General features: G+C 65.2%; 12 protein-coding genes. 5 read left to right on the top strand and 7 right to left on the bottom strand.

Annotation, left to right across the window (positions count from 1 at the left end; translation table 11 throughout):
- The first annotated feature begins 32 nt into the window (after positions 1–32).
- The 4 genes from KI242_RS15160 (at position 33) to KI242_RS15175 (ending at position 7,928) form a co-directional block, all read left to right on the top strand.
- Positions 33–3,140 (top strand): efflux RND transporter permease subunit, encoded by a 3,108-nt coding sequence (locus KI242_RS15160; RefSeq protein ID WP_212806340.1) that lies wholly within the window; start codon positions 33–35, stop codon positions 3,138–3,140.
- Positions 3,137–4,630, top strand: a complete 1,494-nt coding sequence (locus KI242_RS15165) for an efflux transporter outer membrane subunit (RefSeq protein WP_019095227.1) — start codon at positions 3,137–3,139, stop codon at positions 4,628–4,630. Before KI242_RS15160 ends, KI242_RS15165 begins: the two co-directional genes overlap by 4 nt.
- A 267-nt stretch (positions 4,631–4,897) precedes the next feature.
- Positions 4,898–6,973, top strand: a complete 2,076-nt coding sequence (locus KI242_RS15170) for an EAL domain-containing protein (RefSeq protein WP_161466845.1) — start codon at positions 4,898–4,900, stop codon at positions 6,971–6,973.
- Between the two features lie 208 nt (positions 6,974–7,181).
- Positions 7,182–7,928 (top strand): SDR family oxidoreductase, encoded by a 747-nt coding sequence (locus KI242_RS15175; RefSeq protein WP_015635506.1) that lies wholly within the window; start codon positions 7,182–7,184, stop codon positions 7,926–7,928.
- A 225-nt stretch (positions 7,929–8,153) separates the two neighbouring features.
- Here the strand turns inward: KI242_RS15175 and KI242_RS15180 are convergent, their stop codons facing one another.
- From KI242_RS15180 to KI242_RS15210, 7 genes are all read right to left on the bottom strand, one after another.
- Entirely contained in the window at positions 8,154–8,708 is a 555-nt protein-coding gene (locus KI242_RS15180) for a hypothetical protein (protein WP_161466844.1), read from the bottom strand.
- Between the two features lie 58 nt (positions 8,709–8,766).
- A complete protein-coding gene (locus KI242_RS15185) occupies positions 8,767–9,543 on the bottom strand; it encodes a PoNe immunity protein domain-containing protein (RefSeq protein WP_123430828.1) in 777 nt (258 codons plus the stop codon).
- Positions 9,544–9,557: 14 nt separating this feature from the next.
- Positions 9,558–10,343 carry a PoNe immunity protein domain-containing protein gene (locus tag KI242_RS15190; protein WP_212806341.1) on the bottom strand — a complete coding sequence of 262 codons (786 nt, stop codon included), beginning with the start codon at positions 10,341–10,343 and terminating at the stop codon, positions 9,558–9,560.
- Between the two features lie 14 nt (positions 10,344–10,357).
- Positions 10,358–11,413, bottom strand: a complete 1,056-nt coding sequence (locus KI242_RS15195; protein WP_212806342.1) for a hypothetical protein — start codon at positions 11,411–11,413, stop codon at positions 10,358–10,360.
- 295 nt (positions 11,414–11,708) lie between these two features.
- The gene (gene mapR, locus KI242_RS15200; RefSeq protein WP_011061157.1) at positions 11,709–13,118 is read right to left on the bottom strand and encodes a GntR family transcriptional regulator MpaR; all 1,410 of its coding nucleotides are present in this window, start codon (positions 13,116–13,118) and stop codon (positions 11,709–11,711) included.
- A gap of 157 nt (positions 13,119–13,275) precedes the next feature.
- On the bottom strand, positions 13,276–14,691 hold the full coding sequence (gene ccoG, locus KI242_RS15205) for a cytochrome c oxidase accessory protein CcoG (RefSeq protein ID WP_011061158.1): 1,416 nt from the start codon (positions 14,689–14,691) through the stop codon (positions 13,276–13,278).
- A 208-nt stretch (positions 14,692–14,899) separates the two neighbouring features.
- Positions 14,900–15,133, bottom strand: a complete 234-nt coding sequence (locus KI242_RS15210) for a DUF3203 family protein (protein WP_011061159.1) — start codon at positions 15,131–15,133, stop codon at positions 14,900–14,902.
- Between the two features lie 278 nt (positions 15,134–15,411).
- Between KI242_RS15210 and KI242_RS15215 the strand changes: the two genes are divergently transcribed.
- Positions 15,412–15,915, top strand: coding sequence for an MgtC/SapB family protein (locus KI242_RS15215; RefSeq protein ID WP_015635514.1), 504 nt, complete (start codon positions 15,412–15,414; stop codon positions 15,913–15,915).
- Positions 15,916–15,938: the final 23 nt, after the last annotated feature.

The raw sequence follows: 15,938 nt of genomic DNA on the forward strand, positions 1-15,938 counted from the left end.
CGCAGCCTGCCTCAAGCCTGGAGCGTGTCGGCATGAACCTCTCCGGCCCCTTCATCAAGCGCCCGGTGGCGACCATGCTGTTGTCGCTGGCGATCATGCTGCTGGGCGGCGTCAGCTTCGGCCTGCTGCCGGTGGCGCCGCTGCCGCAGATGGACTTCCCGGTGATCGTGGTCCAGGCCAGCCTGCCCGGGGCCAGCCCCGAGGTCATGGCCTCCACCGTGGCCACGCCCCTGGAGCGCTCCTTCGGCGCGATTGCCGGGGTCAATACCATGAGCAGCCGCTCCAGCCAGGGCTCGACCCGGGTGATCCTGCAGTTCGACCTGGACCGGGACATCAATGGCGCGGCGCGGGAAGTGCAGGCGGCCATCAACGCTTCGCGCAACCTGCTGCCCAGCGGCATGCGCAGCATGCCCACCTACAAGAAGGTCAACCCGTCCCAGGCGCCGATCATGGTGCTGTCCCTGACCTCCGATGTGCTGGAGAAGGGCCAGCTCTACGACCTGGCCTCGACCATCCTGTCCCAGAGCCTGTCCCAGGTGCAGGGCGTGGGCGAGGTGCAGGTGGGCGGCAGCTCCCTGCCTGCGGTGCGCATCGAGCTGGAGCCGCAGTTGCTCAACCAGTACGGCGTGGCCCTGGACGACGTGCGCAACGCCATTGCCAACGCCAACCAGCGCCGGCCCAAGGGCTCGGTGGAGGATGGCCAGCGGCTGTGGCAGATCCAGGCCAACGACCAGCTGGAAAAGGCCCGCGACTACGAGCCGCTGATCATCCACTACAAGGACGGCGCGGCCCTGCGCCTGAAAGACGTGGCCAAGGTCAGCGACGGCGTGGAAGACCGCTACAACAGCGGCTTCTTCAACGATGACGCGGCGGTGCTGCTGGTGATCAACCGCCAGGCCGGGGCCAACATCATCGAGACGGTGAACGAGATCAAGGCTCAGTTGCCGGCGTTGCAGGCGGTGCTGCCGGCCAGCGTCAAGCTCAACCTGGCCATGGACCGCTCACCGGTGATCAAGGCCACCCTGCACGAGGCCGAGATGACCCTGCTGATCGCCGTGGCCCTGGTGATCCTGGTGGTGTACCTGTTCCTCGGCAACTTCCGCGCCTCGCTGATCCCGACCCTGGCGGTACCGGTATCCCTGGTGGGCACTTTTGCCATCATGTACCTCTACGGTTTTTCCCTGAACAACCTGTCGCTGATGGCGCTGATCCTTGCCACCGGGCTGGTGGTGGACGATGCCATCGTGGTGCTGGAGAACATCTCCCGGCACATCGACGAAGGCATCGCGCCGATGAAAGCGGCGTACCTGGGGGCCAAGGAGGTGGGCTTCACCTTGCTGTCGATGAACGTGTCGCTGGTGGCGGTGTTTCTCTCGATCCTGTTCATGGGCGGGATCATCGAGAGCCTGTTCCGCGAGTTCTCCATCACCCTGGCCGCGGCCATCGTGGTATCGCTGGTGGTGTCCCTGACCCTGACCCCGATGCTCTGCGCGCGCTGGCTCAAGCCCCACACCCCGGGCCAGGAGAACCGCCTGCAACGCTGGAGCCGGCGCAGCAACGACTGGATGGTGGGCAAGTACGCCACCAGCCTGGACTGGGTGCTGCGGCACAGGCGCCTGACCCTGCTCAGCCTGCTGCTGACCATTGGCGTCAACGTGGCCCTGTACGTGGTGGTGCCCAAGACCTTCATGCCCCAGCAGGACACCGGCCAGTTGATCGGTTTTGTCCGCGGCGACGACGGCCTGTCCTTCAGCGTGATGCAGCCGAAGATGGAAATATTCCGCCGCGCCGTGCTCAAGGATGCGGCAGTGGAGAGCGTGGCCGGCTTTATCGGTGGCAACAACGGCACCAACAACGCCTTCATGCTGGTACGCCTGAAGCCGATCAAGGAACGCAATATCTCGGCGCAGAAGGTCATCGAGCGCCTGCGCAAGGAAATGCCCAAGGTGCCCGGCGCGCAACTGATGCTGATGGCCGACCAGGACCTGCAGTTCGGCGGCGGCCGCGAGCAGACCACCTCGCAGTATTCCTACATCCTGCAAAGCGGTGACCTGGGCGAGTTGCGCCAGTGGTACCCGAAAGTGGTGACGGCGCTGCGCGCCTTGCCTGAGCTCACCGCCATCGACGCCCGGGAAGGCCACGGTGCCCAGCAAGTGACCCTGATGGTGGACCGCGACCAGGCCAAGCGCCTGGGGGTGGACATGGACATGGTCACCGCGGTGCTCAACAACGCCTACAGCCAGCGGCAGATCTCCACCATCTACGACAGCCTCAACCAGTACCAGGTGGTGATGGAGGTCAACCCGAAATACGCCCAGGACCCGATTACCCTGAATCAAGTGCAGGTGATCACCGCCGACGGCGCGCGGATTCCGCTGTCGGCCATCGCCCACTATGAAAACAGCCTGGAAGACGACCGGGTCAGCCATGAAGGGCAGTTCGCCTCGGAAAGCATTTCCTTCGACATGGCCGAGGGCGTGACGGTGGAGCAGGGCACCGCCGCCATCGAACGGGCGATCGCCAAGCTGGGCATGCCCGAAGACGTGATCGTCAAGATGGCCGGCACCGCCGATGCCTTCGCCGCCACCCAGAAGAGCCAGCCGTTCATGATCCTCGGCGCGCTGCTGGCGGTGTACCTGGTGCTGGGGGTGCTCTATGAAAGCTACATCCACCCGCTGACCATCCTCTCCACCTTGCCCTCGGCCGGGGTTGGCGCCTTGCTCTCGATCTATGTGCTGGGCGGTGAGTTCAGCCTGATCTCGCTGCTGGGGCTGTTCCTGTTGATCGGGGTGGTGAAGAAGAACGCGATCCTGATGATCGACCTGGCGCTGCAACTGGAGCGTCACCAGGGCCTGGACCCGTTGCAGTCGATCCGCAGCGCCTGCCTGCAACGCCTGCGGCCGATCCTGATGACCACCCTGGCGGCGATCCTCGGCGCCTTGCCGTTGCTGCTGGGCGGGGCCGAAGGCTCGGAAATGCGCCAGCCCCTGGGCCTGACCATCATTGGCGGCCTGGTCTTCAGCCAGGTCCTGACCCTCTACACCACCCCGGTGGTCTACCTCTATCTCGATCGCCTGCGCCACAAGTTCAACCACTGGCGTGGGGTCCGTACCGATGCTGCTCTGGAAACGCCGCTATGACCGACCAATCGTCCCGTCCCGTTACTCTGCTGTCCGCCCAGCGCCTGGCCATGGCCCGGGGCTCGCGGGCCTTGAGCCTGGGCCTGTGCGTGCTGCTGCTCAGCGCCTGCGCCATCGGTCCCGACTACCAGCGCCCGCAGGTGGCCGAGCCGGTGCACTACAAGGAAGCCGAAGGCTGGCGCCAGGCCAACCCCAGCGACGCCCTGGCCCGTGGCGCCTGGTGGGAGCTGTACGGCGATGCCCAGCTCAATGGCCTGATCGACAAGCTCAACAGTTCCAACCAGAGCGTGGCCCAGGCCGAGGCGCAGTTCCGTCAGGCCCGGGCCCTGGTGCGCAGCTCCCGGGGTTCGTTCTTTCCCAGTGTCGACCTGAGCGCCGGCAAGACCCGCGCCAGCCAGGGCACCGGCAGCAGCAGTTCGGCCCTGAGCAGTTCCAGCAGCGGCATTCGCGACACCTACAACACCCAGTTGGGGGTGAGCTGGGAAGCGGACGTGTGGGGCAAGTTGCGCCGTGACCTGGAAGCCAACGAGGCCAGCGCCGAGGCCAGCTTCGCCGACCTGGCGGCCATGCGCCTGAGCCAGCAGTCCGAGCTGGCGCAGAACTACCTGCAACTGCGGGTGATCGATGAGCAGAAGCGCCTGCTGGAGGCCACGGTGGCGGCCTATCAGCGCTCCCTGACCATGACCCAGAACCAGTACCAGGCCGGGGTCTCCGGCAAGGATGCGGTGGCCCAGGCCCAGACCCAGCTCAAAAGCACCCAGGCCGACCTGATCGACCTGATCTGGCAGCGGGCGCAGTTCGAGAACGCCATCGCCGTGCTGATCGGCGTGCCGCCGGCAGAGTTCAACCTGGCCGAGAGCAAGACCATCCCCGTGCTGCCCCAGGTGCCATTGGGCGTGCCGTCGCAACTGCTGGAGCGGCGCCCGGACATCGCCTCGGCGGAGCGTTCGGTGATTGCCGCCAACGCCAAGATCGGCGTGGCCAAGGCCGCCTATTACCCGGACCTGACCCTGAGCCTGGCCGGCGGCTACAGCAGCAGCACCTACGCCGACTGGATCAGCCTGCCGAACCGCTTCTGGTCGGTAGGGCCGAAACTGGCCATGACCCTGTTCGACGGCGGCCAGCGTTCGGCGGAAGTGGACCGCACCGAGGCGGTGTACGACCAGACCGTGGCCAAGTACCGGCAGACCGTGCTCGACGGTTTCCGCGAGGTGGAGAACTACATGGTCCAGCTCAAGGTCATGGAGGACGAGGCGGGGGTGCGCCAGCAGGCCCTGGATTCGGCCCGCGAGGCCCTGCGCCTGACCGAGAACCAGTACAAGGCCGGGCTGATCGCCTACCTGGATGTGGTCACCAGCCAGACCACTGCCCTGAGCAACGAGCGTAGCGTGCTCAGCCTGTTGCAGAGCCGGCTGATCGCCAGCGTGCAGCTGATCGCCGCCATGGGCGGTGGCTGGGATGGCCAGCTGCAGGCCAGCGAGCAGAAATAGGCCCTTGAAGGCCTTGCAGCAAGGTGGCTGCAAGGCCTGCTCGACAGCCGCAGGCAGGGCGTATCCGGAGCCGTTTGCAACTGCTCGCGACTTCCCGCAAAGCCCATGCCCACAGGGCTTGTAGGGGTATGAGACAGCCGAAAACGGCGTTCTGTCCGACTAATGGCTTTTTGCTAACTTTGTAGATGCGTTCTTCCACGCAATCAGTACAATCTGCGGTTTTGCCCGCCGCGCAGGGATGTCGGCACAACGGCCAAGAGACGCCTCATGCTCATCGGTAGCTACTCCTCCGCACTGGTCCTGATCTCCATTTTCGTGGCGATCCTCGCTTCCTATACTGCCCTCGACCTGACCGGGCGCATTGCCACCACCACCGGCCGTGCCGCTTATCTATGGATGATGGGCGGAGCCCTGGCCATGGGCGTCGGTGTGTGGTCCATGCACTTTATCGGCATGCTGGCCTTCAGCCTGCCCATCGACCTGGGCTACGACATCCAGCTCACCGCCTTGTCGCTGCTGATCTCGATCCTGTCCTGCGGCTTTGCCCTGTGGCTGGTGAGCCAGCCGCGGCTGCCGCTGTGGCAGTTGCTGTTCGGCGCGCTGATCATGGGCTCGGGCATCAGTGGCATGCACTACACCGGCATGGCGGCCATGCGCATGCAGCCGGGCATCGACTACGACCCGACCCTGTTCGGCGCCTCGCTGCTGATTGCCTTCGGCGCGTCGCTGGCGGCGCTGTGGATTGCCTTTCGCCTGCGCCAGAACACCCCCTACGTACGTCTGGCCCGGACCGGCGCGGCGATTGTCATGGGCTTTGCCATCGTCGGCATGCATTACACCGGCATGGCCGCGGCGCGTTTCGCCGATGGCAGTTTCTGCGGCGCCCTGGGCAACGGCCTGAGCGGCAAGGGCCTGGACAACCTGGTGCTGATCACCACCCTGGCGGTGCTGATCATCGCCTTGCTGACCTCGGTGCTGGATGCGCGGCTGGAAGCCCGCACCGCGGTGCTGGCGCAATCGTTGACCGAAGCCAACAAGGAACTGACCCAACTGGCGCTGCACGACACCCTGACCGGGCTGCCGAACCGCATTCTGCTGGCCGACCGCATTGACCAGGCGATGCACCGGGTCACTGCCCATGGTGGCTGTTTTGCGCTGATGTTCATCGATCTGGACGGTTTCAAGCCGGTCAACGACGCCTTTGGCCACCACATGGGCGACCAGTTGCTGCGCGAAGTGGCCCAGCGCCTGCGCGAGGATTTGCGCAGCGAAGACACCCTGGCGCGGATCGGCGGCGATGAGTTCGTGCTGCTGGTGCAACTGGCCGAGCCGGACGATGCCCTGCGCCTGGCGGCACGCCAGGTGGGGCTGGTATCGCGCTCGTTCCGGGTGGCCGAGCACGACCTGCAGATTTCCGCCAGCATCGGCATTGCGGTGTACCCGGGCAATGGCCTGAGTGCCCAGGAACTGCTGATGAACGCCGATGCGGCGATGTACCACGCCAAGGGCACCGGCAAGAATGGCTACAGCTTTTTCGATGCCTCGATGAACAGCAATGCCCGGCGCCAGCTGCAATTGCTGCAGGATCTGCGCAATGCCCTGGAGCATCATCAGTTCCGCCTGCACTACCAACCCAAGTTCGACGCTGCCAATGGCCTGCCGGTGGGGGCCGAGGCGCTGCTGCGCTGGGAGCATCCCCAGCATGGCCTGTTGCTGCCGGACAAGTTCATCGAACTGGCGGAGAAGACCGGGCTGATCATTGCCATCGGCGAGTGGGTGCTCAACGAGGCCTGCCGGCAGATGCGCGAGTGGTACGTCCAGGGCTACACCGACTGGCGCATCGCGGTGAATCTCTCGGCCTTGCAGTTCTGCCATGCCGGGCTGGTCAGGAGCGTGGCCAATGCCCTGGAACGCTACCACCTGCCGGCCAACAACCTGACCCTGGAAATCACCGAAACCACGGCGATGAACGACGCCGATGTCAGCATGCTTGTCCTGCAACAGCTGGCGGACATGGGGGTGGACCTGTCCATCGACGATTTCGGCACCGGCTATTCCAGCCTGATGTACCTCAAGCGCCTGCCGGCCAACGAGCTGAAGATCGACCGCGGCTTCGTCCGCGACCTGGAGCACGACAGCGACGATGCCGCCATCGTCTCGGCCATTGTCGCCCTGGGCCAGGCACTGGGCCTGCGGATCGTCGCCGAGGGCGTGGAAACCGGGGTGCAGCAGACCTTCCTCACCCAACTGGGCTGTGATTCCCTGCAAGGCTATTTCCTTGGCCATCCGCTGCCGCCCGAAGGTTTCATGCAGGGCATCCACCGGGGCGAAGAAAAAGCCTGAGCCTCTCGCCTTGCCGGCTGCGGTCGCGATCTGGCGGCAGTTCGCAGGGATATGGCCGCCGCCCAGGCCCCAGCCGGTTTGCGCCGTCGGTGCGCGGGGCTACCGTGCACTTCTACTGGCTTGATGTGGCACATTTGCGCAGTTTTCATCGCCGCCCGCGCGGTGTTTAATGGCTCGCGTTGATATGTTCAGTGAGGGAGTCGGCAGCATGGATAAAGTCATCGTCATCACCGGTGGCGGACGGGGTATAGGCGCCGCCACGGCAGTGTTGGCCGCGCAGCAGGGATTCAAGGTGTGCATCAACTACCAGGCCGACGAGCAGTCCGCCCTGCAGGTGCTCGAACAGGTTCGCGCCCTGGGCGTGCAGGCCATTGCGGTGCGCGCCGACGTCAGCATCGAGGATGAAGTGATCGGTCTGTTCCAGCGGGTCGACAGCGAGCTGGGGCGGGTCACGGCCCTGGTCAACAATGCCGGGACCGTGGGCCACAAGTCGCGGCTGGATGAAATGTCCGAATTTCGCATCCAGAAGATCATGAAGACCAATGTCATGGGGCCGATCCTCTGCGCCAAGCACGCGGTGCTGCGCATGTCGCCGCGCCATGGCGGGCAGGGCGGCAGCATCGTCAACGTCTCCTCTGTGGCGGCGCGCCTGGGTTCGCCGGGGGAATACGTCGACTACGCCGCCTCCAAGGGCGCCCTGGACACCTTCACCATCGGCCTGTCCAAGGAAGTGGCGGGCGAGGGCATCCGCGTCAACGCGGTGCGCCCGGGCTATATCTACACCGACTTTCATGCCCTGAGCGGCGATGCCGACCGGGTCAGCAAGCTGGAATCGGCAATCCCCATGGGGCGTGGCGGGCGTCCTGATGAAGTAGCCGAGGCGATTGTCTGGCTGCTGTCGGACAAGGCCTCCTACGCCACCGGCACCTTCGTCGACCTGGGCGGCGGCCGCTGAGCCCCCGCAAGTCCGCGGCCTATCCCGTAGGGGCCGGCTTGCCGGCGAAGGGGCCCTCAAGCCTTGCGCCGACCTTGCAGACGCCTTCGCTGGCAAGCCAGCTCCTACAGCCCCCTCCGAGCTTGTGGTCTGCCGTGTAGGAGCCGGCTTGCCGGCGAAGAGGCCCTTGAGTCTTGCGCCGCGCTTGCGGACGCCTTCGCTGGCAAGCCAGCTCCTGCGGTTTCCTCAGCGGGCGCGGCGGCGGCCGGGGCCGATCAGCAGGGCCAGCAATAGCCCCAGTACGCTGGTGCCAAAGCTCATCAACTGTGGCATCAGGAACCCCAGGGTTTCCCCCGGGCGGTTGCAGCTGTAGCCATATCCTTCGCCTTGCTCATGGGCCCAGACGCCCGGAGTGGCGCTCACGTCCACAGGCGCCGATGGTGCGGGTTCCTCATTGGAGAACCCCAGGTTCGAATGGCTCGCGCTGCGCCTTTCCAGCTGCTCGATGGCCTGCAACTGGGCGTCGTTGCAGCGGTTCTGCGCCCAATTGCCGACCACCACCAGGGCGGACAGCAGAAGCAGCAGCGGCACCGGGTAATAACGCCGGGTCCGCAGCAGGGGCGCCACCACCAGCCCGGCCAGGAAACCCGCCAGCAGCAGATTGACCCAGAACCACGGGCCGCCTTCCCAGCTCGGCGGTATCAACTGCACCAGCAGCGGGGGCAGCACAACGCGGGCGAACAGCAGGCACAGGGCGGCTGCGAGCAGGGTGATCAGCAGGGTCTTGATCCAGGATTTCATGGGCAATGCATAACCTTTAAGAAGGAGCGGTAAACGGGGGCTATCAGTGCTGCGCCAGCTATTGGGGCATCGGCGGCGGGGTAAAGCGCCGGGCGTATTCGAGCATCTCCCGGGGGAAGACCATGTGCTTGACCGCGCTGTCGTCCAGGCCGTAGAGGTAGGCCACTGCCGCAGCTTCAAAGGCCCAGTAGCCGAAGTAGGATTCACCGTCCAGGTGGGAGTCGTGCCATGGGGCCTGCTCGAACGCTTCATACCACTGGTTGCAGTACTCCACCAGCAGCTCCCGGGCCTCGTCCGCTTGATCGGCGTAGATGGCCCTGATCAGCGGCGTGTAGACCGGGTGGTACCACTCATCAATGTCTGCGCGGCCCGGCAGGCAGGGCTTGAGCAAGTCCTCGATCAGGGTGTCCTCGGCGTGATAGCCGGCGCGGTCCTGCAGCGCCACCATGCGCGGCAGCAGGTCGCGGCGTTGCAGCAGGATGCACAGGCTGATGACCTGCACGTACTCCTCGTACTGGTCGAGGTAGTCCTCGATGTTCAGCGGCGCGATATCGGGCACCTCGTTGCACAGGGCCAAGGTGCGCTGATGCTCCTCGTAGCTGGCGATCAGTGCGTCCAGCTCCTGGGCCAGCTCCGGCATGGCCTTGCCGCCGGTGTAGCCCAGGATCAGATGGTCCAGGCGTGCTCGCTTGACCTCCCAGGCCTTGAGCGAGGCTTCCTGCCCGGGGTAGTCCTCTTCCATAGAGTGTGTCTGCCAATGGGCTTCGGTACCCGCCAGGAACTCCAGGAGGATGGGGTACTGCTTCGGGTCGAGAAACACCTGCCTGCGTTGCATGTCAGTACCCGGCCTCAGTGGAAGGGCATCGGCGGCGGGGTAAAGCGCCGGGCGTATTCGAGCATCTCCCGGGGGAAGACCATGTGCGTTACCGCGCTGTCGTCCAGGCCGAACAGGTAGGCCACTGCCGCAGCTTCAAAGGCCCAGTAGCCGAAGTAGGAACCCTCGTCGCCGTCCAGGTGGCTGTCGTGCCATGGGGCCTGTTCGAACGCCTCGTACCACTGGTTGCAGTACTCCACCAGCAGTTCCCGGGGTTCATCCGGATCTTCGGTGTAGATGGCCCGGATCAGGGGCGTGGAGACGTCGTGGAACCACTGATCAACGTCTTCACGATCCGGCAGGTAGGCCTTGAGCAGGTCCTCGATCAGAGTGTCCTGGCCGCCAAAGCCGGCACGGTCCTGCAGCAGCACCAGACGCGGCAGCAGGTCGCTGCGTTGCAGCAGGATGCACAGGCTGATGACCTGGACATATTCCTCGTACTCGTCGGGGTAGTCTTCGATGTTCAGCGGCGCGATATCCGGCCGTTCTTCATAAACCCCCATCTTGCGCTGGTAGTCCTCGTAGCCCTCGATCACCCCATCCAGCTCCCGGGCCAGTTGCTCCATGGGTGCACCGCCGGTGTAGCCCAGGATCAGGTGGTGCAGGCGCGCGCTGCGCACATTGGAGGCCTTGAGGGAGGCTTCCTGCTCGGGGCTGTCGGCCATCATCGAGTGGGTCTGCCAGTGGGCCTCTTCGCCGGCCAGGCTTTCGAGGAAGTCGTGGTACTGCTTGTGGCTGAGAAACACTTGTCTGCGGTTCATGTCGGTGCCTTGGCTCAGTACACGGGAATCAGGGTGAAGGGCGCCTTGCGCTGCGAGGTTTCCAGCAGCAGGGTCGGCAGGTCGACTTCGGCGGGCTCCAGGTCAAGCTGCTCCAGCTCTTCTTCCAACTGCTGTGCATCCGCGGGCAGGGCAACGATTGGCCGGCGCAGGTAGGGCCGTGGGTCTTCGCCGTAGTAGACCTTCACCGGGCCCTCGGGGATGCCTTCCAGGCGGGCAAAACCTTCCTGGTCGAGGTTGCCCTCGGCTTGCGAGCCGTCACTGAACACCGCTCGGTAGGCGGCGCCGGACACCGGCTCCAGGTTCGGGTAGTGCAGGTTCAGTTCCAGCCAGTGGCCCTCACCGGTGAGGTGTTCCAGGCCCTGGTTGATGTCCTGGGCGAGGCTTGCGGCGTCGTGGGCCCCGGGTTGCGTCGCGGCGGTGAGGGTCGTTGGGCGCGGTTCCAGGGACGACTGCGGCTTGGGCGCCAGGGCCGGGCCGCGGCTGTGGGCGGCGGCCGAGTTGTTGCGTTGCTCGGCGATCCAGGGGGCAATGCGTTCTTGCACCGACACCATGAGGAACTCGGTGTGTTCGCAGGCTTCGTTGAGGTTGTGCAGCACCAGGCGCTGCTGCTGGGGCGTCAGGCCGTTGAAGGTGCTGGAGGCGCTCACGCCGCGGATGATCTCGGGCAGTTCCTCGGCCAGGCGCACGGGGTCCAGGCACTTTTCCAGCAGCTGTTCGGGGCTGGTCTTCAGGCGGCAGGCCAGCAGGGTGTGGCGGATCAGGTCGAAGAGCTTTTCGGCGTGGCGCTGGGGGGCGCGGTTGATCAGGCGCAAAAGGATCTTCAGGCCGTGCCCGGGGCCGGGAATCCAGCCGATCAGGGCCAGGGCCAGGTCGAAGAAGGCGTCTTCCTCGTCCTTGGGGTTGTTGATGGCGTCCAGTTCGAAGATCGCCTGGATGCAGTCGTAGGCGTTGAGTTCCTGGGTCAGCAGTGGCAGGCGGCCGCGTTCGATGGCCTTGATCAGTTCGGCCTTGGCCTCTGGGTAGTCGTCGTAATACAGGTCTTCGACCATGACGTGTTCCTTTCCCTGGAAAATTGGAGCGCGGATGCTGAATGAATTGAGGGGAGGTGGCAAGGGGATTTGGTTCTTTGATGGGGCGCGTGGGATGGGGTACCTATCCATTCCGGCGGGTGCGGCTACTTGCGGTTCCGCTCTTGCATCGACTCACTCGGCCTGGAGATTGGGTGGTGTGCAGCGCTCCGTAGGAGCTGGCTTGCCCGCGAAGGCGTCCGCTCAGGCGCTGCATGGCTCACGGGCCTCTTCGCCGGCAAGCCGGCTCCTACAGGTGTGGATGGGGCGGTTGTGCTTAAAAGGACCGAATGATCCGTCCCAGGGTTTCCATGGCCTTTTCCGCGGCTTCGTTCCACGGGCTGCCGTAGTTCAGGCGGATGCAGTTGCGAAAGCGCTGGGTCGGGGAAAAGATCGGCCCTGGGGCAATGCTGATGCCTTGGGCCAGGGCCATCTGGAACAGTTTCAGCGAGTCCATCTGCGGCGGCAGCTCCAGCCACAGGAAGTAGCCGCCTGCCGGCTGGCTGACCCGGGTCTGGGCCGGGAAGTAGCGGGCGATCGCCGCCAGCATGGCGCTCTGCTGTTCTTCCAGGGCATAGCGCAGCTTGCGCAGGTGGCGGTCGTAGCCACCGTGTTGCAGGTAGTCGGCAATCGCCGCCTGGGCCGGCATCGAGGCACACAACGAGGTCATCAGTTTCAGCCGTTCGATCTTCTGCGCATAGCGCCCGGCCGCGACCCAGCCGATGCGGTAGCCCGGGGCCAGGCTCTTGGCGAAGGAGCCGCAGTGCATCACCAGGCCCTCGGTGTCGAAGGCCTTGGCCGGTTTCGGCGCCTGCTGGCCGTAGTACAGCTCGGCGTAGACGTCGTCTTCGATCAGCGGCACCTGGTGCTGGCGCAACAGTTCCACCAGCTCCTGTTTCTTCGCCTCGGGCATGCTCGCGCCCATGGGGTTCTGGAAGTTGGTCATGCACCAGCAGGCCTTGATCGGGTGCCGCTCCAGGGTCTGGGCCAGCACCCCGAGGTCGATGCCGTCGCGCGGGTGCACGGGGATTTCCACCGCCTTGAGCTTGAGCCGCTCCAGCACTTGCAGGCTGGCGTAGAAGGCCGGAGCCTCGATGGCCACCAGGTCGCCGGGCTCGGTCACCGCTTGCAGGCACAGGTTCAGCGCCTCCAGGGCGCCGTTGGTGATCAGCAACTCCTCCATGGGCAGCATCAGCCCGGCCACCATGTAGCGCAGGGCGATCTGCCGACGCAGCTGCGGATTGCCCGGCGACATGTCGGTGACCACCACCCGCGGGTCCATCTCGCGGCTGGCGCTGGCCAGGGAGCGCGACAGGCGCTGCAGGGGGAACAGGGTCGGGCTGGGGAACGCCGAGCCGAAAGGCACGGTGCTCGGGTCCTTGATCGAATCGAGCACCGAGAACACCAGTTCGCTGACATCGACTTCGGTGGATTCATTGACTTCGCTGCTGATCACCGGCTCCGAGAACGGGCTCGGCGCGTGGGCATTGACGAAGTAGCCGGAGCGCGGGCGGGCGCGGATCAGGCCGCGACGCTCCAGCAGGTAATAGGCCTGGAACACCGTCGACGGGCTGACCCCGTAGGTCTGGCTGGCGTAGCGCACCGAAGGCACACGCTGGCCCGGCCCCAGGACCCCGGAGCGGATCAGTTCGGCGATGTCATCGGCGAATTTTTCGTAGCGTTTCATCTGCGGTTGAGGATCCAGTCTGGTCATCGGGTCGACATATCTGCGGTGGCGAGGGAGTGACGAGCGCCGCCAGCGGGCTGGCGGCGGGTGTACGGTTCATTGGCTCCGGGGCCGGCCCCGGAGGGAGCCGGCTCCCTCGCCAGGGCATTCTAGAGGCTCAGCGGTTCATCGGCGCGACAAAACGACTCTTGGCCACCGCGTAGACGCCCGGGTCATCGCTGTCGCTGACCTTGAAACTGATGGCCTGGGAGCTGCTCTGCGCCTTGTCCTGGGTCATCGCCACGGACACCGGCAGGTCGGTGATTTCACCGGGGGCCAGGCTCAGCTCGGTCTTGCCCTGCAGCTCGAAGCCTTCGCCATCCACCAGGGCCAGGTGGTACTGCTGGCGTTCCTGGGTCTTGTTGATGATCTTCAGGCTGTAGATGTTCTCGATCTGGCCCAGGGCGTTCTCGCGGAACAGGCCGCGGTCCTTGCTCACGTCCAGGGACACCATCGGCCGCTGCACCAGGGCCAGGGCCAGGGCGCCGATCATCACCAGCAGCACCAGGCTATAGCCCACCAGGCGCGGACGCAGCAGGTGGGTCTTGCCGCCTTGCAACTCGTGTTCCGAGGTGTAGGCGATCAGGCCGCGGGCGTAGCCCATCTTGTCCATGATCGAGTCGCAGGCGTCGATGCAGGCAGCGCAGCCGATGCACTCCATCTGCAGGCCGTCGCGGATGTCGATGCCGGTAGGGCAGACCTGTACGCACAGCTGGCAGTCGATGCAGTCGCCCAGGCCGACATCGGCAGGCTTCACATCACGCTTGCGCGGGCCACGGCTTTCGCCGCGCACCGGGTTGTAGGAAATGGTCAGGGTGTCCTTGTCGAACATCACGCTCTGGAAGCGCGCATAAGGGCACATGTGCATGCACACCGCCTCGCGCAGCCAGCCGGCGTTGATGTAGGTGGCCGCGGCGAAGAACAGCACCCAGAACAGGCTCAGGCCGCCGATCTGCAGGGTCAGCAGTTCCTGGGCCAGAGGGCGGATCGGGGTGAAGTAGCCGACGAAGGTCAGGCCGGTGAGCAGGCTGATGCCCAGCCACAGGGTGTGCTTCATGGCCCGGCGGGCCAGCTTGTTCAGGCCCCAGGGCGCGGCCTGCAGCTTGATCCGCTGGTTGCGCTCGCCCTCGGTGACCTTTTCGCACCACATGAACAGCCAGGTCCACGAGCTTTGCGGGCAGGTGTAGCCGCACCAGACGCGGCCGGCGAACACGGTGATGGCGAACAGGCCGAAGGCGCAGATGATCAGCAGCGCCGAGAGGAGGATGAAGTCCTGGGGCCAGAAGGTTGCGCCGAAAATGTGGAACTTGCTTTCGGCCAGGTCCCAGAGCACGGCCTGGCGGCCACCCCAGTTGAGCCACACGGTGCCGAAGAACAGCAGGAACAGGAAACCTGCTCCGCTCATGCGCAGGGTGCGGAACAGGCCGCTGAAACTGCGGGTGTAGACGTGTTTGTCAGTGGTCTTCGTCTTCATCTGTGTAGGGCGTGAAGGTTCGAAGGTTTCTACTAATCGGACGGGGATTCTTTCGCTCATGGTCGTTCGCTCATCAGCCTCCATCAGGCCGGGCAACTATGACCACGGATCTGTTTGCATAACAGACTCAGGTATTTGATAAAAAACCGGATCAGATGGCCCTTTGCAGCGCCCCTGCGACAACTTGCCGTACCCCCTCAGGTGCCACCAGGGAGGGCTGCAGGCCGTGCTGGCACAGGGCCGCGGGGCGGGCCCTGATCCAGGTCAGTCAAATCACCGAATCACCTTCACTGGCTTTCAGATGGCGCCGGCCGTCGGTGGCGCCTGCTACGGTCAATGCGTCGGCTTCTGCTTCGGTGATGTAGACCCGCTCGCCACCCAGGTCCACCGCCGACATCGACTTGGCGCTGTCGGTGATGATGGTCACGGCGCTGGCCGGGAGGTGCTGGTGCAGGGTTTCGGTGTCGAAATAGCAGGTCTGGTTTTCGATGCGCAGGCTCATGGCGGTTACCTCAAGGCAATGGCTGTACAGGTTAGGGCGCAGGGGCCGGCCAGGGTTCGACCACGGCGATCAACGGTGGCTGGGCAGGCGCTGGCGGGAGGGGGGGCGCAGGCTTGTGCAGGAACTGGCTGGCCAGCGAAGGCGTCCGTGGGGTTGGCAGCCAGCTTGGGGCCTCTTCTACGGCAAGCCGGTTCCTGCGGTGGTGGTGATGGCGGCACCTTTTGCTGGCGGGCGCGGTCCATCGCTGAGGAGCCCGCGAAGGGACGAGGAGCGATCGCATGAACACCTGGTGGCAAGAAGTCTGGCTGACCCTGCAATACGAATTCGCCGATATTGGCGATGCCCGGCAACTGACCCAGATCACCCTGCGGCTGCTGGTGGCGGCCCTGCTGGGGGGCATTCTGGGCTTCGAACGCGAGCACCAGGGCAAGGCCGCCGGGGTTCGCACCCATATGCTGGTGGCCATGGGCGCGGCCCTGTTCGTGCTGGTGCCGAGCCTGTCCGGGGCCCAGGCCGATGCCATGAGCCGGGTGCTCCAGGGGGTCATCGCCGGGATCGGTTTTCTCGGCGCCGGGACCATCCTCAAGGGCCGTGAAGAAGACCAGGGCCAGCACGTCAAGGGCCTGACCACCGCCGCCGGGCTGTGGATGACCGCAGCCATCGGTGTGGCCGCCGGCATGGGCCGCGAGGCCACGGCGGTGCTCAGTACCTTGCTGGCGCTGATGGTCTTCAGCCTGATGCCGCTGATTGTCCGGCGCCTGGAAAAGCGCCAGGACGGCTGATGCTCCGGGCCTCCCCACGCGGC

The sequence above is a fragment of the Pseudomonas sp. Eqa60 genome (assembly GCF_018326405.1).
Lineage (GTDB): Bacteria > Pseudomonadota > Gammaproteobacteria > Pseudomonadales > Pseudomonadaceae > Aquipseudomonas > Aquipseudomonas protegens.

Coding starts and splice junctions, on each gene's coding strand:
- KI242_RS15165 (WP_019095227.1), top strand. CDS start 3,137: ATGACCGACCAATCGTCCCGTCCCGTTACTCTGCTGTCCGCCCAGCGC.
- KI242_RS15170 (WP_161466845.1), top strand. CDS start 4,898: ATGCTCATCGGTAGCTACTCCTCCGCACTGGTCCTGATCTCCATTTTC.
- KI242_RS15215 (WP_015635514.1), top strand. CDS start 15,412: ATGAACACCTGGTGGCAAGAAGTCTGGCTGACCCTGCAATACGAATTC.
- KI242_RS15195 (WP_212806342.1), bottom strand. CDS start 11,413: ATGGTCGAAGACCTGTATTACGACGACTACCCAGAGGCCAAGGCCGAA.
- KI242_RS15180 (WP_161466844.1), bottom strand. CDS start 8,708: ATGAAATCCTGGATCAAGACCCTGCTGATCACCCTGCTCGCAGCCGCC.
- KI242_RS15190 (WP_212806341.1), bottom strand. CDS start 10,343: ATGAACCGCAGACAAGTGTTTCTCAGCCACAAGCAGTACCACGACTTC.
- KI242_RS15160 (WP_212806340.1), top strand. CDS start 33: ATGAACCTCTCCGGCCCCTTCATCAAGCGCCCGGTGGCGACCATGCTG.
- KI242_RS15210 (WP_011061159.1), bottom strand. CDS start 15,133: ATGAGCCTGCGCATCGAAAACCAGACCTGCTATTTCGACACCGAAACC.
- ccoG (WP_011061158.1), bottom strand. CDS start 14,691: ATGAGCGAAAGAATCCCCGTCCGATTAGTAGAAACCTTCGAACCTTCA.
- KI242_RS15185 (WP_123430828.1), bottom strand. CDS start 9,543: ATGCAACGCAGGCAGGTGTTTCTCGACCCGAAGCAGTACCCCATCCTC.
- KI242_RS15175 (WP_015635506.1), top strand. CDS start 7,182: ATGGATAAAGTCATCGTCATCACCGGTGGCGGACGGGGTATAGGCGCC.
- mapR (WP_011061157.1), bottom strand. CDS start 13,118: ATGAAACGCTACGAAAAATTCGCCGATGACATCGCCGAACTGATCCGC.